The organism is Candidatus Sulfotelmatobacter sp., assembly GCA_036500765.1.
Taxonomy (GTDB): Bacteria; Acidobacteriota; Terriglobia; order Terriglobales; family Acidobacteriaceae; genus Sulfotelmatobacter.
Genome location: DASYBM010000004.1, coordinates 178310 through 199235, shown reverse-complemented (window position 1 = coordinate 199235; position 20926 = coordinate 178310). Strand labels below are relative to the sequence as shown.

The window sequence follows — 20926 nt, the reverse complement described above, 5'->3', positions numbered from 1 at the left end:
CCCATGTTCGCGGCAACAGTGTCGGACGGTATCCAGGTCGAAGGCGTCATCCCGAAGCCCCGCGTTCTCTCCAGCGGGGCGAGGGATCTCCCTACTGATCAGCTTCGGGGCATGGCTTGTACAGGTTTTGCCAGTCTTTGGCCAAGTCTTCCCATCGGGGATTCGCGGAGTCGATGAGTCTGATCTTCTTGCTTCGCCGCCACCCTTTGATTTCCTTTTCACGGTTCATCGCCGCGTCGGGATAGCAAAATCGCTCATAGTACACGAGTCGAGTCAGGTTATAGCGACTGGTGAAGCCGCGAACCAACTTGTTCTTGTGCTGCCAGACGCGGTGTACAAGGTCGCCCGTTATGCCCGCATAGAGGACGGCGGAATCCGGGCTGTTCGTCATGATGTAAACGAAGAATAGCTTTGCCATTCTTCTTCTTTACTAGATGTGTACGGGCCGAGTCTGTGACGGATGAACATTGGATCGGTCGCTGGGAGATCCCTCGCCCCGCTAAAGAAAACGCGGGGCTTCAGGATGACGCCGGCTCGTTTGCGAACACTACAGACAAAACCGGCGCTTCCCGATAGAATGCTGATTCACGATGCAACGCTTCACACCATCCTCGTTGAGCATGCTCCGCAGCTGGACTGTCCTTCCCAGCGGACTCTAATACACTCCTCTCATTCTTCCATCCGCGAGTATCATTACCGTTCCTGACAATTGAATCGAAACGCTAAGGGCTAGGAGCTACAGCGCATGGCTGGTTCTAACTACGACGTAATCGTGATCGGCGGCGGGCACAACGGGCTAGTAAACTCGGCGTACCTGGCGAAGGCCGGCAAGAAAGTGCTGGTGCTGGAACGCCGCCACGTGCTGGGCGGCGCGGCGTGCACGGAAGAAATTGTGCCCGGATTTAAGTTCTCGGTTTGCTCTTACGTGGTGTCGCTGCTGCGGCCGGAGATAATTCGCGACCTCGATTTGCCCCGGCACGGGCTGGAAATTCTTCCGCTCGACGGCACGTTCACGCCCATGCCCAGCGGCGATTATTTGTGGCGCGTGAACGATCATGGCAAGACGCACCGCGAGATTGCCCGCCACTCACGCGTGGACGCCGAAGCTTACGACGAATTTGGCAAGGCGATGCAGGCTATGTGCCGCTTCGTGAAGCCGATTCTCAGCATGGTGCCGCCAGACCCGACAACGCTCGATCCGCGCGAACTGATGAAGCTGTTATTCATCGGACGCCGCTTTCAGGGCATGTCGAGCTACGACAAATACAATCAAGTGCAACTGATGACGATGTCCGCCATTGATTTTCTCGATCAATGGTTCGAGACCGACGTGCTCAAGGCGACGATGTCGGCGTCGGGAATTATCGGGACGTTTCTCGGCGTGCGCTCGCCGGGGACGGCGTACGTGTTGCTGCACCATTACATGGGAGAGATCGACGGTGCGTTTCGCGCCTGGGGATTCGCGCGCGGCGGGACGGGCGCGATCTCGAACGCGATTGCGGATGCCGCACGCGAGGCCGGCGTGGAGATCCGCACGAAGTCAGCGATCTCGCAGATTCTTATTAAGAATGGCAAGGCCAAGGGCGTGGTGCTCGCCAATGGCGACGAGATTTACGCAGACGTGGTCTCGTCCAGCGTCGATCCGCGGCTGACGTTCACCAAGTTCATCGAAGCCGGAAATTTGCCGGGAGATTTTCTGGAAGACGTGAACCGCTTCAAGTATCGCGGCTCTTCGGGCAAAGTGAATATGGCGCTGAGCGGACTGCCCAATTTCAAATGCATGCCCGGACCAGGAGCGCACCTGCGCGGCGCGATTTCGATTTCGCCGTCGGTGGAATACATGGAACGCGCTTACGACGATGCGAAGTACGGAAACTTCTCGCGGCATCCGTATATCGACATGGTGATTCCGTCGCTGACCGATCCTTCGGTCGCGCCCCCCGGAAAACATGTGCTGTCGTGCTTCGTGCAGTATGCGCCGTATAAGCTTCGACCGGGGCTGAACTGGGACGATCAAAAAGAAGCCTTCGGCGACACGGTCGTCAATACCATCGCCGAGTACGCGCCGAACATCAAAGACATCATTATTCAAAAACAAGTAATCACCCCGCTCGACCTCGAACGCGAGTGGGGATTGAGCGAGGGCAACATTTTTCAAGGTGAGCTTTCGCTGGAGCAGCTTTTTTTCCTGCGTCCCGTGCCGGGGTGGGCGCAGTACCGGACGCCGATCAAGAATTTATATATGTGCGGATCGGCGACGCATCCCGGCGGCGGCATCATGGGAGCAAATGGGCGGCTCGCGGCGCTGGAGATTCTGAAAGACATTAAGGGAGCGGCGTGATGGCGACTGGCAACCAGCGCGACATCGTCATTATTGGTGGCGGCCACAACGGGCTCATCACCGCTTTCTATCTGGCCAAGGCCGGATATAAACCGCTTGTGCTCGAGCGCAGCGCGCAGGTCGGAGGGGCGGCGATCACCGATGAATTTCATCCGGGATTTCGTTGTTCGACATTGGCGCACACGGCTGGGCCGATTCTGCCGGGGATTGTGCGCGATATGCAACTCGATAAGCACGGGCTGAAGTGGATCACGCCCGACGTTTGCGTGACGGCGCTTTCGCCGGATGGCCGCGCCCTTTCGCTCTATCAGGATCCGAGGAAATCGGCGCAGGAAATTGCAGCCTTCTCGCAGAAGGATGCCGCAAAGTATCCGGAGTTCGCGCAGTCGCTGGCGAAGATTTCCAAAGTGATCGGCGAGGCGCTGGCGACGACACCTCCCGACATCGACAGCCCCACTCGCGGCGATTTGTGGAGCATGCTCAAAACAGGGCGCGCAATTCGCAATTTAGGAAAGCGCGACATGTTTCGCCTCTTACGCTGGGGGCCGATGGCCGTGGCCGACCTGGCGTCGGAATATTTTGAAACAGAATTGTTGCGAGCAGTGATTGCGGCGCGCGGGGTGTTTGGAACTTTTCTCGGTCCGTGGTCAGCGGGAAGCGCGCTGGTACTGCTGATTCGCGCAGCCGGAGATTCTCATCCCGCAGGCTCGGCGGCTCTGGCTGCTGGCGGCATGGGTGCGGTTACGCAGGCCATGGCATCGGCGGCAAAAGCTGCCGGTGTGGAAATTCGCACGGCCGCAGAGGTGATCGAGATTCGGGTGCAGAACGGAGCGGCCACCGGTGTGCTGCTTTCGACGGGAGAAGAAATTCAGGCAAAGACAGTGATCTCCAATGCCGACCCGAAGCGTACGCTGCTCAAGCTGACCGATCCGACGCATCTTTCGCCCGATTTCGTGCAGCGCCTGCAGCACTATCGCGGGAATGGCACGGTCGCGAAGGTGAACCTGGCGCTGTCGGGCCTGCCGAAATTCAGGGCGCTTAAAGATGGCGATGCCAGTGCGCTCAAGGGGCGGATTCACATCGGCAACGAGATTGACTATCTGGAACGGGCGTTCGACGAGTCGAAGTATGGCGACTTCTCCCGGCAGCCGCATCTCGATTGCACGATTCCGTCTCTGACTGACCCCACGCTCGCGGCCGACGGCAAGCATGTGATGTCGATCTACATGCAGTACGCGCCGTATAAATTAAAGGGCGGATGGGAAGATCGAAACGGAGATGCCCAGCGCAAAGCGTTGGGGCAGACGGTGGTGCAGACCTTGGCGCAATATGCGCCGAACCTCCCTGAACTGATTCTGACGCATCAGATCATCACGCCGCTCGATCTAGAAGAAAAGTACGGATTGACGGGTGGCCAGATTTTTCACGGAGAGCTGGCGCTCGATCAATTCTTCACCATGCGTCCGCTGCTGGATTGGGCGCGATACAAGACGCCGATTCAGAATTTATATTTGTGTGGCAGCGGGACGCATCCTGGGGCGGGGTTGACCGGCGGATCGGGCGCGAACGCCGCGCGCGAGATCTTGAAGGAATTGCGAAAGTAGTAGGCTAACGCTGATATTCCGGGAGCCCGAGTTCAGGGTCCGGCTGCCGGTGCTTTAGAAGCTCTGTAACATATTTCTGAGAAAAACCCGCCCGCTTCAGAAAATTGATAGCTTCCTGCCGGGTGACATAGCGATCAGCACCGCCAGGCAAAGACGCGGTGGCCTCAAGCCAATTCTCAAAACTGTTCGCCAAATCCTCCTGAAAATCCTGATCGTCGCGCAGTTCGGGATGAGCCCTGGACTTCGCCACAAGTTGCTCTGCGGTCTGCAACAACAGGTCCCGATATTGGTCCCGGAACCACTGGCGAATACTCTTCGCGTCGCCTGACGCGCTCAACTGGGCCTGCTCAAGCTCCACCTTTTGTAAGTCGGCTTCTTCTTCGCCCCGTAGAGCTGGCCGGCCGCGCTCAAGGTCCAACATTCGCGAAAAAAGGTCTGGCTGTTCCACTTGCATTTTCAGCCAGACGATCCGATGGAGTAACTGGTCGATCGACGAAGGCCAATCGGCTGCTGCGCAATCACCTAGATGGCGCCGCAGAGCTGCAACTGCATCTTCGTCCGGCAAGAGGGTAAGGGCTGCTTCATATTCGCACTTGTCGAAATGAATCAGGCGATCCTTCCAGCCGAGGTTGTCGTCCAGGTGCACGTCGATCTCGTCGGATGAGGAGTGTTTCGGTGCCTCTCCAAAGCGTTCCGCCACTTCCTGATCAACGGCCAAGCTCGCCTTAATCCTGTATTGCCCGACATAGACCGGAAATGGTTCGCCCAGCGTAACCTCTTGCCAAGTCGGCTCGTTCGACTCTTGCGACGGTAGTTGGTTCGAGATTGTGCCGCATACTCCACGCGGTGGAGGGGGCAATGCCCCGGATTGCGCATCCCCCCATGTCATCTGATTGATGCGGTCTGCCGATAAGCGATTACCCACAGAGGCAGCTTGGGCTTCGAGAACGACACTGCAAGGCAGGAGATAGCGTCCCGTGGCCGAATTGACGCACGCCACCTCCAGAGTGATGGGCTCACCGAGATGAAACAGGGGCTGGTCACTCTTTGCGCGTAGAACGATGTGAACATCTTGGGCAAAGCTCACGCCGCCGAAAGCGGCAACCAGGACTCCTACAAGGTACGCTCTTAACGTCTGGGTCATGGGCGAATTCGACTCGGGCGGCTGGGTCTTGGTGAGATGGTAGTTTGCGCGATTTTTTCTTGCCAGATGACCCTGGTCACGGAGCCTAAAGACCATAGTCATCACTCGGGAACTGAGCGGGCACTGGTAAACTCCCTTAGTTACTTTATGAAACCCTCCGCCATCCTGCTCATCTCGTGCCCTGACCGCAAGGGCGAGGTCGCGACTATCGCCGACTTCGTCTACCGGCACAACGGCAACATCCTGCACGCGGACGAGCACGCCGACGAAGAATCCGGGCTGTTTCTGATGCGGGTGGAGTTCGACCCTAAAGACTTCGACATTGATCTCAGCGACAAAGACCTCGTCGATTTCGGCAAACATTTCTCTCCTATCGCTGAAAAGTTTCAGATGAATTGGCGGCTGGCGCAGTCGTCGCAGCGGCAGCGCATGATCATTCTGGTTTCGAAGTACGATCACTGCCTGGTCGATCTGCTCTATCGACACAAGTCTGGAGAGCTGGCCTGCGACATTCCTCTAATTATTTCCAATCACACCGATAATCAGGCGATCGCCGACTTCTACAAGATTCCCTATGCGGTTGTTCCGGTGACGAAAGACAACAAGAGTCAGGCCGAGGCCAGGATTCAGGCTCTCATCGACGAGCAGAAGCCGGACTTCATGGTGCTGGCGCGCTACATGCAAATTCTTTCGAACGAGTTCGTGAATGGTTACCCGCAAAGAATTATTAATATTCATCACTCTTTCCTGCCGGCGTTTGTGGGCGCGCGGCCCTACCATCAGGCATTCGAGCGCGGGGTGAAATTAATCGGCGCCACCAGCCATTACGTCACCGAAGTGCTCGACGACGGGCCGATCATCGAGCAGGATGTCGTCCGAGTATCGCATCGCGATACCGTCCAAGATCTCATCCGCAAAGGCCGCGATTTGGAAAAAGTCGTACTCTCCCGGGCCGTGCGTTTGCACGTGGAAAATCGCGTACTCCTTTATGGCAACAAAACGGTTGTCTTCTGAATGCACCGCTTCTGCCGCGGAAGTCCATGAACTTCTGCGCGCCTCTTTCGCCGCGTGAGAGTGCCGCTCCAGTAGTAACTTGCACCAAAAGTAACCTTTCGTCTTTACTTAGACATTAGTAAAGTTTCAGAAGGTAACTTCTTGCTCTCGGGGGCACGTTTGGCCGAAGATCTTCGGTTTGAATTAGCCATTCTGGCGACCGTCCAGGGCTTCTATCAGAAGCTCATGCGGGACGCGCTCGGCGGGGATGTCCCCATTCCGAGCGGCCTCGACGAGGATGCGCTGCGCCATTCCGAGCGCGAACTACCGACGACGCTTTCCCGGATGTATCGCTGGCTGCATCTCCTGGATATGGCCATCACGCCGGCGATGGTGCGCCAGGCGCTGACTCCCGACACGGATTCTGAAGTAGCCGAGGCTCTGCTGCGATATTTTGTGCGGCGTCGCGAACCCAGCGACGTGAACCGCGACAAAACCGATCTGATTGCAACGTTTCTTTATCGTCATCCGCGCGTGCCCGGGCAATGGGAACAGACTGGCTACGGGCTCGACGGTGCGCTGCCGCTCTCGCCTTTCGAGATTGCGCTGATTGAAATTCTGGCCGACTCCGACGTACCTTCGCTGCCGGAAGAGCACGTGCAATTACTGCGGCGGTTTGATCCGATGCGCGAGGAAATTGCGCGCTTTCGCGACTTCAATACCCTTATCGATTCCGGCGTTATCGGCCGCGTGCGCGAACTGAAACAATGGCTGGATTCGTCGTTTTATCATCCCGGTGTATTGGCCACGGTGTCCGCCTACAACGCCAATTTCGGAAAACAGTTCGACGAGTTGTTCGCCAAGGCGCTCACCGAAATCAAAACCTTCGGACAGGCCCTCGAAGAAATGGGCGGAACGATCTTGACCACGGTCGATGGCGTGGAAGTGACGGTCGATCACGTGGCTGCGATTGAAGAGAAGCAATTGCTGGAAGCCGATTACGGCAGCACATTCGAGAAATTTCGCCGCGTGTCGAAGCTCAAGAAGGAATTGGACCGGCGTCCGCCGATTCGGCGGTCGTTGCTGACTTCGGCCGCACAAATATCGCACTCCGCGGGCGGTGCGGGTGCGGCAGCCAAAGCGGCCAGAGTAGCTAAAACCGCCGCCAAGACTCCTGCGGCCGCGGTGTTCCAGCCACCGGCGGTTACGGCGCAACAAATCTCGGCGGAAGAGGGTAAACTTCGCCGGGTCGAGGAGTCGATTCGCGTCTTCGTGCGCGTCGCCGATCCAAAGTATCGTCAAGTGGTACCCATGCGCTTCTTTAATTTGACTCTGACAACGGCGGAGGCGGACGCTTACAGCGCTTCGTATCTCGAAGAGAAAAGTCTGCGCGCGGACGTGGCGCGCACGCTCATCCGGATGGTCTCGATTTCGGGCCGCATCAGCACCGAGTTGGAAGAACTGAAACGCAGCCAGAAGATGTCATCGGTATGGAAGCTGCACGCCGACGCCGTGGTCGTTCTGCTCGATATGGCCGGCACCACCGCCGAGGACGCGGGCAGCGTCATCCGCACGGCCGAACAGAATGGCGCTGGCGCGGCAGCCCGAGCCATCCACGAATCCGCGCAGAAGCTGCGCAATCACGCGGATATCGCGGTAAAGACGCTGGCCAATGTGGCCGGCTAGGCCGCACGATTCGTCCAAAAGCCTGAATTTTCCTTTGCTAAACCAACTCCACCCGAACCTGGCGGCCAACGAGGGCAGCGGCTTTTTGCAGTGTGCTCAGGGTCAGGGCATCGTTCTCAGGATCGAGAAGTCGGTCGAGAGCGGCACGACTGGTGCGCATCCCCCGGGCCATTTCAACCTTGGTCAAGCCCTTCTGCTGCATCGCAGCCTCCACCTGGCGGGCGACAACGCGTTTGATCGCCGTTGCAGTGACCCTCTCGTAGATGCCTTCTTCGCAGAGCCAACTGTCGAAGGCTGAACCTATATTCTTTTTTTTCATGCTCCCGTTCCCTTGTCTTCTACCTCCTGGAGAAAGCCTTCCGCCTCACGGTAGACAATCGGCAGTTTCAGTTCCAAAACGTTCCAGACAATTCGATGATCGATTTCGGCATAGCCATGGATGAGAATATTTCGGAAGGCGATGATGCGCCGATACTCGCTCACCCGAGAAGCAGTGGCAGGATCAATCCGGGCCAACTGTGCCAGGGCCTCGCCAACGATCTCCAGTTGCCGCTCCACCGCCGAGCGCAACATGGCATCGGATTCATAGTCGGCGAAGCTCTTGCCTCGAGTGAATTCCAACGCCAGCGCGGACGCGCGGCTCATATCGTAGAGATACTTCTTCGATTCAATCCGCATAAACCAGCGTGCGGCTCGATTCTACCGCCTGCCGGAAGTATGGGTTCTGAATTGCGGAGGTGACTACCAAATCCACGGGACGGCCGAATACTGCCTGCAAGTCCTCCAGCAGTCCGAAGTAGGCGTCGGCATATTGGTTGAACTCGAGTTCCCGGAACGTTACCAGGAAGTCCAGATCGCTGTGGGCAGGATCGAAGCCGGGTCCGTTGGCCGAACCGAAGAGTTCGATGCGGCGGACGCCATGGCGCCGGCACACGCGCTCAATCTCGTCACGTTTTTCCTCAATCAGGCGGTTCATCGCGGATTGTCTCTCGGTCAGTCTCCCGATCAATCTTACACTGCGCTGGGTGAATACGCGGAAGGAACTGATGGCTACCGCTTCCTTCTTTCCGGGTGCTGATCTTCGCGATGGCAGGGCCACTCGTGCAAAACCTCCAAATTGCTGAGTGCGTGCGTCGAGCGGTCTAGGTGGTGCGCATTCATATCCTCAAAGCGTCCGTGTTTCTTGCACAAATTACAAATGCCGCGAGCTTCCGCGTACTTTATGAACTTGCGCCAAATCCAGTCCTTGGGATACGGTCGCAAATCATCGCGATATATTGGTTCTACCTCCGCCTTGTATATGGCGATTGCTTCTCTCTGTCCCAAGTCCTCTACCGCCTTCCACGGATTACTGAAATGTTCTGGCGACATTGGTAGTTTCATTTGATTGGGAAGTCTCCCTTTCAGCTCTGAGAGACGCTAGCAGGTTCGCTCTCTCCCCGAGTAAAACATACCCGCATTTAGACCAATGGAAAAGGACGAGCGATTTTGCCCGTCCTTTAAGCCAGCAGCTAAAAGCTGACAGCTCAGTTGATATCGAACTGCTGTTGATGCACCGCCGGGTCGCTTTTCACGATGATGGTGCGCTTGGTTAATTCTTCCATTTCGTTCAGCAGGCGGCCGTTGTTCGATTTCAATTCTTTCGCCACATCCGGATGCACGCGCAGCATGACGTCTTCGTGCTCCAGATGCTTCGCGATCTTCCGCATCTCGACGTAGATTTCGTTGCAGACTGTGGTGACCGACTTCACGTATCCGGTCGACTCGCAATACGGGCAAGGCGCGCCAATGGTGCGTTCGAGCGATTGCTTCACGCGTTTGCGGGTGATAGCGACGAGGCCGAAATCATTAAATTGCAAGGTTTTTGACGGCGCCCGGTCGTGGCGAAGTTCTTCTTCCAGGGCCTGCATCACACGCTGGCGGTTGCGGCGCTCGTCCATGTCGATGAAGTCGATGATGATGATGCCGCCCAGATCGCGCAGCCGAATCTGGCGCACGATCTCTTTGATGGCGTCAACGTTGGTTTTGACGATGGTGTCTTCGAGGCGCGCGGTTTTACCGACATACTTGCCGGTGTTGATGTCGATGGCAACCAGCGCTTCGGTCTGGTTGATCACGATGTAGCCGCCGCTCTTCAGCCACACTTTCGACTTGAGCGCTTTATTCATCTCTTCGGCCAGGCCGAATTGCTCGAACAACGGCGTCTCTTTCGTATAGAGCTTTACCCGCTTGACCATCTGCGGCTGAAAGCGGTTGAAGAAGCGCAACACGCGCTCGTATTCCGGTTCGGTGTCGACCCAGATCACGCTGAAGTCGGAGGTGACCTGGTCGCGCAGCACGCGCTCGACCACGTTCAAATCGTGGTAGATGAGCGCAGGCGGCTTCGAGCTTTCGGCGCGAGTTTTGATGTCCTGCCACAAGCCTTTTAGGAAACGAATGTCGGCGCGGAGTTCCTCTTCGCTGGCCGCCTGCGCCGCGGTGCGGACGATGAAACCTCCGTGCCCGTTCTCGCGCTCGCTGAGAATAATTCGCTTCAAGCGCTGGCGCTCTTCCTCGGAAGAAATTTTGCGCGAAACGCCGGTGTGATTCACCGTAGGCATGTAAACCAGAAACCGTCCCGGGAGCGCAATGTGGCTGGTGATGCGCGCGCCCTTTTTACCGATGGGTTCCTTCGCAATCTGAACCAGGATCTCCTGACCTTCTTTGAGCAGATCGCTGATCAGAGGAACCGGCGCGTTCTCGCGGCGGCGGAAACGGTTGCGGCCTCCTCCGCCTCCACGGCGCTGGCGATCACGCGGACCACCGCCCTGGCGGTCGCGATCATAGCCGGGACGCGGGCGTTGGCCGCGTTGCGTGTAGCCGGCGGTTGCGGCCGGAGCCCGAACTTCCACACGCGCATCGACGGTGCCGTTGCCGCGGGCTTCGGCGTCGAGCATAGCTTCGGCTTCGGCCTGCGCTTCTTCCAGTTCCAATTCTTCGCTGTCTTCCTCGTGCTCATGCTCTGCCGGAGCGGATTGCGCGGGATGCGCCTCGCCGGAGTGCGCCATCGACTCTTGGTGTATTTCGGAGACTACTTCGCGGGCCTCGCCAAGCATGTGCGCGGGCTGACCTGCGGCCTGGGTCTCCTCTTCGAACTCGTCATAACCTTCATCGGAGGAAGACTCGTAAGGCACCGTATCCGCTTCTTCTTCGTCGATCGTTTCTTCTTCCATGGTGCCGGGAGCGGCGAAGATGGGAGTTTGTTCCTCGCGATGCATTTCCTCGTGACGAAGATCGTGACGAAGATCGTGACGATGATCGTGACGAAGATCGTGGCGATGACGATCCTCGAGATGATCATGCTCCGTCTCATCGCTGCGCGCGGAGAGCAGTTCGTCGGACTCTACCTCCTGCTCTACTTCACCGGGCTTGACCGGCTCCTGTTCGACGGCGGCGATAGTCTCTCCGGGCCAACCCAGCGCGGGGATAATCGCCGGCTCGGGTGCGCGGAACTCCTGATTCCACGCCGCGGAAGTTGAGGCCGACTCCACCGGTTCCAGATGTTCCCCTCGCTCTTCTTCCTCTTTGTGGACCGATTGCTCTTCGTGGACGGAGTTGATGTCTTCGTGCTGCTCGTGTAGCGGTTCCGCGACTAAATCGGCAGCGGCGAAAATCGGCTCGTCTTCAGGAAAGGTGGGCGCCGGTGGTGAAACGGGTTCAACCGAAGCTTCTGATGCGGCCTCGAGGTATAGCTCTCGAACGGGCGGCGCGGGCGCGGGTTGCGCATAGCGCTGGTATTTCGAAATCGACTCACCCGGCAAAATGATCGGCGTGTATCCCGGCGGCGGGCCAGCGGGCTGGTTTCGGCCCGAATCTGTCCGCGCGGTCTCTACGGGGCGCGCGTAGCGCGATTCCTGACCACGGTCGGCGAATCGCTCCGCCGGGCGTTCTTGCGTTCTCTCCACTCCGCGATCGGGGCTGCGCTCCGATCCTCGCTCCGGCGCTCGATCCGAAGCCCGGTCGCGTCCGTCGCGACGGCCGCCGCGACGGCGACGCCGTCCGCGCCAGTTTCCACGATCGCGACTTGGGGTATCTGCGGCATTCCCAGGCTCGGTGATCTCGCCGGTCGACGACGCCGGCGCATCTTCAGCTAAGGTGTCGGCCTCGAACGATCCTTCCTCGGTATCGATTTGCGAAATAGGCTCCGCAATGGTGGATTCACCGGTGGCCGGGGCAACTTCGGTACGTTGGCGCAAATCCGGCACGCTTCGGGTTGCGGGGACGACGTCAGTTAAATCGTCGTCATGCTCTTCCAGTTCCATGAAGTCGGAAACGTAGAGGAAGGCATCGCGTTCCAGCCCGATGTCGACGAAGGCCGACTGCATGCCGGGCAGCACGCGCGTGACGCGGCCTTTGTAGATGGACCCAGCTAAGGTGTACTCGTTCTCGCGCTCTAAATAAACTTCCGCGAGCAGATCGTCTTCCACCAGGCCCACCTTGGTTTCGTGGGGAGTAGAAGAGACAAACAGTTCTTTGTTCATTGAAACACTCCGGTCCCGCGCCGACTAAGCCGGGCGGGCTTCACCGGGGTGGAGTCAGGGAAGTGGAGGGAGGATTGAATTGAACTGAAAAGACAACAACAAAGACAGTCGCGATGCTGCCCCGACGTGGGGACAGACTGAGACGGAGAGTTCTGATCCTAGCTCTCTCTGCGGAGTCCGCTGCACAAGCTTGGGAATCTTTTGCACTTATCGCTTTAACTTCTGCCGGGGTTTGTGACCGCACTCTCAGACCCGAATTGGGTCGGGGGGCCGTTCCCTGCCCGGCTGACTGTTCAGCTTCAATCCTGCCCGGCCTTCTACTGCTCGACTAACCGGTAAAATGCCCCCTTTACGCGAGGGCGCTCGATATTTTGGGGCTGCGCCTGCGAACGCAGCGAAAACTGCTTTTACCATTCCTGCAACTGATTAGGCCTGAACGGCTTACCACGCTAGTTCACGAAACGGCGCATACGAACATTCATGACCATCCCCAGCGCCAGGAACATAAACAGTACAGAAGACCCACCATAACTCATCAGCGGCAGGGGTATTCCGGTGACGGGCATGAAGCCAACCACCATGCCGACATTGACCAGGATATGGAAGCTAAGCACAGCCACCACACCCATTACCACGAACGTGCCCGCCCGATCCGGGGCGGTTTGCGCGTTCTGGGTCAAACGCATCAGCACAACGAAGTATAACAGCAGAACCCCGAGCGCGCCTACGAATCCGTGTTCTTCGGAAAAGGCGGCAAAAATGAAGTCGGTTTGCGGCACTGGAAGGAAAGCGCCGTGTGTTTGCGAGCCTTTCCCGCCCCACAGGCCTCCGGAACCGACCGCAATCTTGGATTGCTCAACTTGGTACCCCGAGCCTTGCGGGTCCAGTTCTGGGTCAATGAAGCTGGTCAACCGTTGCTTCTGATACGACTTGAGCACGTGCACGCGGGGCGTGAAAAATACAGCCCCAATGCCAATAGCAGCCAACAAGGCTACGGTCAGCCCCTGCCTCCACTGCAATCCTCCCAGAAATACGCCCATAATGGCGATGGGGACGTAGGTGAGCGCAGTGCCAAGATCGGGTTGGGCCAAGACCATCAACATGGGAAAGCCGACGATCGCGCCTGCCTTCAAAAAATCGGCCCAGGAAAGTTCTCTCTGCCGCATGTCGGCAAAATATTTGGCGACGGCAAGAATGAGGATTATTTTGACCCACTCCGACGGCTGAAAGTGGTTGCCTCCGGGCATTTTGACCCACCGCTTCGCGCCCAGATACCGTTGCCCGAAGAGCAGCACCGCCATCAGCGATCCGACGCCGGCAATGTAGAACCAGTGAATCTGATCGAGCAGCGCCTGATAACTGATCAGGCTGACCACGAACATCATGCCGACACCAGCCAATATCCAATAGATCTGTTTGACGTGGGCTCCGGCAAACTTCGTGTGCACCGTGGCACTGTGAATCTCCATCACACCCAAGCCGCAAATAATCAGCACGAATCCCAGAAGGACCCAGTCAAAGTCGCGGTATGAAACGTAACGGGACATAGGTGGTGCCGCTTTCAGGTTTGCTCTTAGTCGTCAGTCGTCGGTCGTCAGTCGTCGGTCGTCAATCGTCGATCATCCGTCACCGGTTAACAGATTTTTGTCATCCTGAGCACCGGCGAAGCCGGTGCGAGGGATCTTAACTCGGTCCGGCAGCCCATATGCAGTGAATCGTAACTTTACGATGCCGGCAGTGAGTTAGGATCCCATTGACCGCGCTGCTGAAATCCACTTTCGTACGATCCCTCATGACATCTCTTACTCTCGGACTAGACTCTCGGACTAGTATTTAAACTCACTGCATTCCCGGCGCGGCTACGGCCAGCGCGGAGGGCCTCTTGGGCAAGTCGAGAACGAACCGTCCGCCTTGGAGCTTTTCTTTATGCCCGTCGGTATCCGGTTCAGTCCACAGGCCGCCGATATCCACGGTTCCGCTCTTCGGCTTCTCAACCATTTTCTGCGGAGTGCGGCGCTGCTTCTCAACGTAGGCCTTGATAACCTGGGTGGCCAAACGCGCCGCCAGCTTGCCGTGTTCGCCGCCCTGGAACAAGACGCAGACCACAATGTCTGGATTGCGCCGCGGCGTAAATCCGACGAACCATCCGTTCTGCGCCAGGTCGGCGTTGTCTTTGTGCTTGGCCCGATTCTCCAGGGAGACGACCTGTGCCGACCCGGTTTTTCCCGCAATCTCGATTCCTGGAACTGCTGCCAACGGAGAAGTCCCACCCGGCTGCAACACTTTAACCATGGCGTCGGTGATGTAGTTCCATCCCGCTGGATCGAGCGACACGTTCTTCACTTCGGTGAAATGCCCGGCTTCGACATAATTTGCCGGCAAGCCACTGGGATCGGCAACGTGGGGCGTGACTAACTTTCCACCCATCGAAATCGCAGAAATCGCACGCAACAACTGCACCGGCGTAACCGTGATTGCACCCTGCCCGATCCCGACGAAGATGGTCTCGCCCGCATACCATTTCTGCCGGTAGTTGCGCAGCTTCCACTCCTCGGAGGGAACCAGACCACTTGCTTCCTGGGGCAGGTCTATCCCCGTCTTCTGTCCTAAACCGAGATCGGTCGCATATTTGGCAATCCGATTAATCCCGAGTTTGTCGGCGAGCGTATAGAAGAATACATCGCAAGACTGATAAATCGCCTTGGCGAGGTCCACATCGCCGTGGGTCTGGTGCACAAAGTAAACCCAGCATTTGGAGTTCCTGCCGTAAAACGTCGCGCTGCCGTTGCAGTAAACGTGCATATTCTGCGCAATGCCCTCCTGCCATCCCGCAACCGACATGATGATCTTGAACGTCGAGCCGGGCGCGAGCTGCGCTTGAATTGCCTTGTTCAGCAGCGGCTTGTCGGGATCGGTGACCAGTTTGTTCCATTGGTCGCGCGAAACGTGCACCGCGAAATCGTTGGGATCGAAAGTGGGCCCGCTCGCCATGGCCAGAATTTCGCCCGTGTGCGGATCCATGGCGACTATCGCGCCGTTCTTCCCCGCCAAAGCTTCTTCGGCGGCAATCTGCAAATCGATGTCCACGGTCAGCCGCAATTGTTTGCCGGGAATCGCTTCGGTCTCGCCGCGGCGTCCTACTTCGCGACCGTGGCTGTCGACCAGCGCCTGCCGCGATCCGTTCTGGCCCATCAGCAGCGTGTTGTACTGGCGTTCGACTCCCGAAATGCCGACCACATCGCCTGCGCTGTAGAGCTCGAATTGCGGCTGGTTCAGCATATCTTCGCTGACCTCGCCCACATAGCCGATCAAGTGCGCCATGAAGCCGTTGCGCGGATAAAGGCGCCGATGCGCCATGATCGTGTCCAGCTCCGGCAACTCGTTGCGATGCGCTTCAATGAACTGCAATTCGTCGGGCGTGATGTCTTCTTTCAGGAAAATCGGCTGATACTGCGGCAGCGACGCAGAGCGGCGAATGCGCGAACGCACTTCGTTCGGATCGATGTGCAATCCCTGGCCAATCAAGTCGGCGTCGGCGAGTAGATCGCGCGAGGAATCGCGCATCAAGAGCGCAGAAAAAGACGGATAGTTGTCGACGATCGTGCGCCCTTCGCGATCGAGAATCTTGCCGCGTGGCGCCAGCACCGGCACGTTGCGAATGCGGTTCTTCTCGGCCGCAGAGGAGTAGTAATCGCTCTGCATCACCTGCAGCCTCCACAGCCCGTAGCCGAGCACGAGGAAGACAGCCAGGATGATGTACTGGGCCGCCGTAAGGCGGATTTCCGAAACTTTTTCGTCGCGGCCGAACATCAATGCAGTCCTTGGTCGTTGGTGATCAGTCGTTGGTCGTTAGTCGTTAGCCTTCGGTCGTCGGTCGTCAGCCAAATCGCGATACTTACATTGTAAGCCGCAAGAATTCTCTGCGGTGGGACACGATGTAACCGAGGTCATCACTGAAGCAATACGTCACCTCGGGGCCGATTCGCCAACGACTAACGACCGACGACCGACGACGGTTTTCGACGACCGACGACGGTTTTCACGTTCTCTGCTTGAACTTGTCGAGCAGGAAAAACAGCGCCACGCCCAGAAACGCATTGACCAGGCCGGCGACAATTCCTCGAGGCCAGCTCCAGGTTTGAGTCATATTCACCAGCCCATGAGCGACCGTGAAATAAACCGCGGCGTGCACGAGATAAAAGCCCAGCGTCACCAGGAAGCGGGCGCCGGCGTTTTCCACGTCCAGCTTCACTCCCAAGGATGAGGCGCCATAGCCCACAACGGTTTTCGCAATGCCGTAGATGCCGATGGGATTGTGGCCGAGCATATCTTGCGCCAGGCCGATCACTGCTCCGGTGAACAGGCCAGCCACTGGACTGCGCCGGGCCATGGCAAAGAAGATTGTCACCAGCAGCGGCAGGTCGACGTAAACCGCAAACCGCGGAAAACGGATCGGCACGAACGCCTGCAAAAACAGCGCCAGCAACGGCACGCCGATCGTTACAGGAATGCCGAACCGATAGACCTCAACCTGCTCCCCGGATGTGTATGTGATGGGCACGCTATTGAGGGCTACTTTCGCCGGAGGGCGGTGGCGAATCGGGCGGAGTGGCGGGAGCGATCGGCGAGCTCGGATCGTTTGCCGCGGGATCGGCCTTCCTGGGTAATGCGTTCGGATCAGTGGTCTTTGGCTGCGCTCCGGTGGTGGACGGAGATGCATCGGGCTTGGGCGCAAGCACGATGCTGCCTGCGGCGGCGGGCGCCTTCGTTGCGGACGCTCGATCAGCCGGTTTCACGGATGGTCCCGAGGGTCGCCCGATGGACGCATTGCTCGCGCCGGATGGATTCTTTGTAACCGGAGCGGTTGCAGCCGGGGCGCTTCCGAATTTAGGTGTGGTATTCGCCGTTGTCGGTTTGCTCGGGCCCGTAGGTGCGCCCGCGACGGACTTCGCATCCGCAACCGGCTTTTCCGGCACCGACGGCAACCGTTGAGCCAGAATGTCGGAGGCACGAAGATGCGCTCCCTCGTCCGCCTTTGCTTCGCGTTCCTGTTTTTCGACCAGCACCAAAACTTCTTCCAGCTTACTCAGATTGGCAGTCGGCTTGATCTTGATATTCAGAAACAAATCTTTGCCGTTTTCAACTTTGGCGACAGTCCCAACCGGAAGACCCTTGGGAAAGATCTGATCTCCGCCGCTGGTCAGAACAGTCTCGCCAACAGGAACCTGCTCATCGCTCATCACGCGCTCGAGCACGACTTCTCCGTTGGCAGTGCCGCGCAGCACTCCCTGAAGACGCGTCTTCTCCAGCAGGGCGCCCACACCGCTGCTTTGATCGCTGATCAATAGCACCTGCGAAACCGAAGGATAGACGACCAGCACTTTGCCCACAATGCCCTCAGCCGTCATGACTGCCATGTCCCGCGCAATCCCCGCGTTCGCACCTTTATCGATGTAGACGATGCGCGACAGGTCGCTGCCGCTGGAGCCGATGACCTGCGCCGCCACGGTCTTCGAGATGAACTGTTCTTTAAATGCCAGCAAGGTTTGCAGGCGGCGGGCCTGGGCGGCGTCTTCGCTCAGGCGCACTTGATCGAGACGCATCTGCTCGATCTGATCTTTCAGTTGGCGATTCTCGGCTCGGACTCCACGCAGGTAAAAGTAGTTGTGCCAAAGATTACCGGTGCTGTTCTGGCTCCAGACTAGAAGCCGCTCAAAGGGCGTGATGGCGCCGACGGTCCAGACGCGGATCAGGCGCGTGTTTTCCGCATCGGTGCCGCCGCCACGCTTCACCTGCACGGCCAGGCCCAGCACTTGTAGAAACAGCACTCCTACAAGAATGACCAGGTTGCGGTAGCGGCCAAGCACGGATTCCATAAAGTTGCCAGTTGCCAGTCCGAACTGGCCGGAAAGAAGGTTGTGGGAAGGGCATGGCTTTAGCCGTGCCGCCAAACGCCCCAGGAGATCTGGGCTTTAGCCCCTGAGGGTCGATCGCTTACTCAATCGAAATTTTTCGCAGCAGCTTGAAGTCGCTGAGCATTTTGCCGGTGCCCAACACCACACTGCACAGCGGGTCGTCGGCAATCGAAACCGGCAGCCCGGTTTCTTCGCGGATGCGTTTGTCGAGATTCTTCAGCAGCGCGCCGCCGCCGGTGAGCACGATGCCGCGGTCGCTGATGTCGGCGGAAAGTTCAGGCGGCGTCCGCTCCAGCGCGACACGAATCGCATTCATGATCGTCGATACACACTCGCTGAGCGCTTCGCGGATTTCGCCGTCGTCGACGGTGATCGTTTTAGGCACGCCTTCAATCAAGTTGCGGCCCTTGATTTCCATGGTCATCGGCTTATCGAGCTGGTGCGCGGAGCCGATTTCCATTTTGATCTGCTCGGCCGTGCGCTCGCCGATCAGTAAATTGTATTTGCGCTTCAGATAGTTCATGACGGCTTCGTCCATCTGGTTGCCGGCCATGCGCACCGAACGCGAATAGACAATGCCGCTCAACGAAATCACGGCAATGTCGGTGGTGCCGCCGCCGATGTCGACCACCATGTTGCCGCTGGGTTCGGTGATGGGCAGTCCCGCCCCGATCGCCGCCACCATCGCCTGTTCGACCAGATGCACTTCACTCGCCTTGGCGCGATAGGCCGAATCCATGACTGCGCGTTTTTCCACCTGGGTAATTTCCGAGGGCACGCCAATCACGATGCGGGGATGCACCAGCATCTTGCGGTTGTGCGCCTTCTGGATAAAATAGTTCAGCATTTTCTCGGTAACTTTGAAATCGGCGATCACGCCGTCTTTCATCGGCTTAATCGCGACAATGTTGCCCGGCGTGCGCCCCAGCATCTCTTTCGCCTCTTTGCCGACAGCCTCCACTTCGCCCGTATTTTTATTGATGGCAACGATGGAAGGTTCGTTCACGACGATGCCCTTGCCGCGCGCATAGACGAGCGTGTTGGCGGTCCCGAGGTCGATGGCCAGGTCGCTGGAAAAAATGCTGAACAGCGAGCGGAGGTTATGATTGCGCGTCGAGGCTGAATGAAATCCGTTATTTGACATGACGAAAAAGTTCCCGCGTCTTTCGACGTGTTGCTCTACCGGGGACTGTCCCGGCGTCTTCTTGTGTCAGGGATGGTGGCTCTTTTATTCTACGAGATGCCCGGCTTCCCTGCTTATTCACATCCAGGTTTCAAAGTTTCAAGGCTCCAGAGTTTCAAGGTTTCGGCGTATGGCTGCGAAACGCTCCCATTCATCGGTACAAAAACTTGCAACCTTGAAACCATGAAACCTTGTTCTAACGAATTAGAGTCCTACTGAATTAGAATTTTCTTTTGTTGCGTGTTCACTCCGCCCTGCGTCGTCTGCGCCGTAACTGTTATCACAGCTTCTCCGGTGGGCAGCGGCGGCATGAAGTAATGGAACTGGCCATCCGCATTGATCATTGGCACTTCGCTGCCATTCACCATCACCCGCGCCCCTTGCTGTGTCTTACCGGTTATTTCGATCACGTGCCCGTGCTGAATGAAAGGATCGAGATCCAGTTCGATGGCTTCGTTCTCTTTGCCCTTCGCAATGATGGTGAAGCGGTTCTTCTCGCTCTCCACCGATTCCTTCCCACCGGCGTCGTAAGACTGCACCATCCAGTAGTAAGCGCCCTCGCCGAGGCTCGTAACGGTTACCGCCGCTGTATTAACCTTCTTGTCAACGAGTGTAGAGGAAAAGTATGGATTGCGGGAGATGCGCAGCCGGTAACCAACTGCATTCGCCATCGGCGTCCAGGAAAATTCCACGTCCTTGGTCGCTTCGTCGGCGGAAAACAGCGGGGCCATATTGGCCGGACCGATTGGAGTCGGCGGACCAATCTCCTTGGCCTTTTCCAGATGCGACTGCTGACCCTGGAAGCTTACCCGCTCCCAGTCGGCGAGTTTCACCGTCTCGCCGTTGCGCGTGACTTCGCCGGTACCTTTCTTCATCAGAATTTCGTGCTGCTCGGCCTTGGGATCGTTATGTACCTGCGCCGCCGAATCCGGCGACAGCGAAGCGGTCGCGCCCGCCACAATGACCTGCGACTTCGATCCCTGGCTGTAGGTCGCGGTCGACAAGTCTACGGTTCCAGTGCTCACGGCGACTGCGACGCTGGTCTGCTGCTGATCGTTAGCCGAGTTCTCTTCAATCGCGATGAGCGAATCCTGTTTCACGGTGTAACTGGTGCCATCGTTGAAAACAACCTTCGCCATGCCCTCCGAACCGGTCTGGACCACGTCGCCTTTTTCCAGCGGAATGCTGTAGTCGCCCGGCACCCAACTGTTGCCGTTGAGTTTCTTCACCCGCACCGTGCCGTCCAGGGCGGTAAAGTGGGCCTGCTGGGCGGTCGAAGCGCCGGTGCCGGCCGCGGGAGCCATGCCTCCCACGCGTTCCAGCAACTTGCCGACAACGTTCTCACCCGCCTTCACGGTGTTCTCGGAAAATTGCGGAAAGGTAAAGCGCACGGCCACGCAGAAGATCGCGCCGCCCGCCAGGACCAGCAGGATCACGCTGCGATAGGTGATCGTAGTCCACGCGACATGAATCCCCGGTTTGCGATTATCGGAAGACACTTGTGAGACCGAAAAACCTCAGTAAATATGCGGTAAAGAGC

16 protein-coding genes are annotated in these 20926 nt (G+C 57.8%); 4 read left to right on the top strand and 12 right to left on the bottom strand.

The window, feature by feature from the left end:
• Positions 1-91: 91 nt before the first annotated feature.
• Positions 92-418, bottom strand: coding sequence for a GIY-YIG nuclease family protein (locus tag VGM18_03615; protein HEY3972064.1), 327 nt, complete (start codon positions 416-418; stop codon positions 92-94).
• A gap of 327 nt (positions 419-745) precedes the next feature.
• On the opposite strand from VGM18_03615, the gene VGM18_03610 reads away from it, so the two are divergent.
• Complete coding sequence (locus tag VGM18_03610; protein HEY3972063.1) at positions 746-2341, top strand: NAD(P)/FAD-dependent oxidoreductase; 1596 nt, start codon at positions 746-748, stop codon at positions 2339-2341.
• Positions 2341-3945, top strand: coding sequence for an NAD(P)/FAD-dependent oxidoreductase (locus tag VGM18_03605; protein ID HEY3972062.1), 1605 nt, complete (start codon positions 2341-2343; stop codon positions 3943-3945). The genes VGM18_03610 and VGM18_03605 overlap by 1 nt, the downstream gene beginning before the upstream one ends.
• Positions 3946-3949: 4 nt before the next feature.
• On the opposite strand, the gene VGM18_03600 is transcribed toward VGM18_03605, so the two are convergent.
• On the bottom strand, positions 3950-5089 hold the full coding sequence (locus VGM18_03600) for a hypothetical protein (protein ID HEY3972061.1): 1140 nt from the start codon (positions 5087-5089) through the stop codon (positions 3950-3952).
• A 147-nt stretch (positions 5090-5236) separates the two neighbouring features.
• Between VGM18_03600 and purU the strand changes: the two genes are divergently transcribed.
• Both purU and VGM18_03590 read left to right on the top strand, forming a co-directional pair.
• Complete coding sequence (purU, locus tag VGM18_03595; GenBank protein ID HEY3972060.1) at positions 5237-6103, top strand: formyltetrahydrofolate deformylase; 867 nt, start codon at positions 5237-5239, stop codon at positions 6101-6103.
• 159 nt (positions 6104-6262) lie between these two features.
• Positions 6263-7768, top strand: coding sequence for a hypothetical protein (locus VGM18_03590; protein HEY3972059.1), 1506 nt, complete (start codon positions 6263-6265; stop codon positions 7766-7768).
• 37 nt (positions 7769-7805) lie between these two features.
• Here VGM18_03590 and VGM18_03585 read toward each other — a convergent pair whose 3' ends face one another.
• The 10 genes from VGM18_03585 to VGM18_03540 all read right to left on the bottom strand — a co-directional run bounded on the left by VGM18_03585 (position 7806) and on the right by VGM18_03540 (position 20885).
• Complete coding sequence (locus VGM18_03585; protein HEY3972058.1) at positions 7806-8087, bottom strand: hypothetical protein; 282 nt, start codon at positions 8085-8087, stop codon at positions 7806-7808.
• A complete protein-coding gene (locus tag VGM18_03580; protein ID HEY3972057.1) occupies positions 8084-8413 on the bottom strand; it encodes a DUF86 domain-containing protein in 330 nt (109 codons plus the stop codon). The genes VGM18_03585 and VGM18_03580 overlap by 4 nt, the downstream gene beginning before the upstream one ends.
• 22 nt (positions 8414-8435) lie before the next feature.
• Positions 8436-8744, bottom strand: a complete 309-nt coding sequence (locus tag VGM18_03575; GenBank protein HEY3972056.1) for a nucleotidyltransferase domain-containing protein — start codon at positions 8742-8744, stop codon at positions 8436-8438.
• Between the two features lie 550 nt (positions 8745-9294).
• Positions 9295-12288 (bottom strand): Rne/Rng family ribonuclease, encoded by a 2994-nt coding sequence (locus VGM18_03570; GenBank protein HEY3972055.1) that lies wholly within the window; start codon positions 12286-12288, stop codon positions 9295-9297.
• Positions 12289-12737: 449 nt separating this feature from the next.
• On the bottom strand, positions 12738-13835 hold the full coding sequence (gene rodA / locus VGM18_03565; GenBank protein HEY3972054.1) for a rod shape-determining protein RodA: 1098 nt from the start codon (positions 13833-13835) through the stop codon (positions 12738-12740).
• Positions 13836-14127: 292 nt separating this feature from the next.
• Positions 14128-16098 (bottom strand): penicillin-binding protein 2, encoded by a 1971-nt coding sequence (gene mrdA, locus VGM18_03560; GenBank protein ID HEY3972053.1) that lies wholly within the window; start codon positions 16096-16098, stop codon positions 14128-14130.
• Positions 16099-16327: 229 nt separating this feature from the next.
• Positions 16328-16849: a rod shape-determining protein MreD gene (gene mreD / locus VGM18_03555; GenBank protein ID HEY3972052.1), complete on the bottom strand. Its 522-nt coding sequence runs from the start codon at positions 16847-16849 to the stop codon at positions 16328-16330.
• Between the two features lies 1 nt (position 16850).
• Entirely contained in the window at positions 16851-18164 is a 1314-nt protein-coding gene (mreC, locus tag VGM18_03550; protein HEY3972051.1) for a rod shape-determining protein MreC, read from the bottom strand.
• A gap of 118 nt (positions 18165-18282) precedes the next feature.
• Positions 18283-19347: a rod shape-determining protein gene (locus VGM18_03545; protein HEY3972050.1), complete on the bottom strand. Its 1065-nt coding sequence runs from the start codon at positions 19345-19347 to the stop codon at positions 18283-18285.
• Positions 19348-19598: 251 nt separating this feature from the next.
• The gene (locus tag VGM18_03540) at positions 19599-20885 is read right to left on the bottom strand and encodes a hypothetical protein (protein HEY3972049.1); all 1287 of its coding nucleotides are present in this window, start codon (positions 20883-20885) and stop codon (positions 19599-19601) included.
• Positions 20886-20926 lie beyond the last annotated feature (41 nt).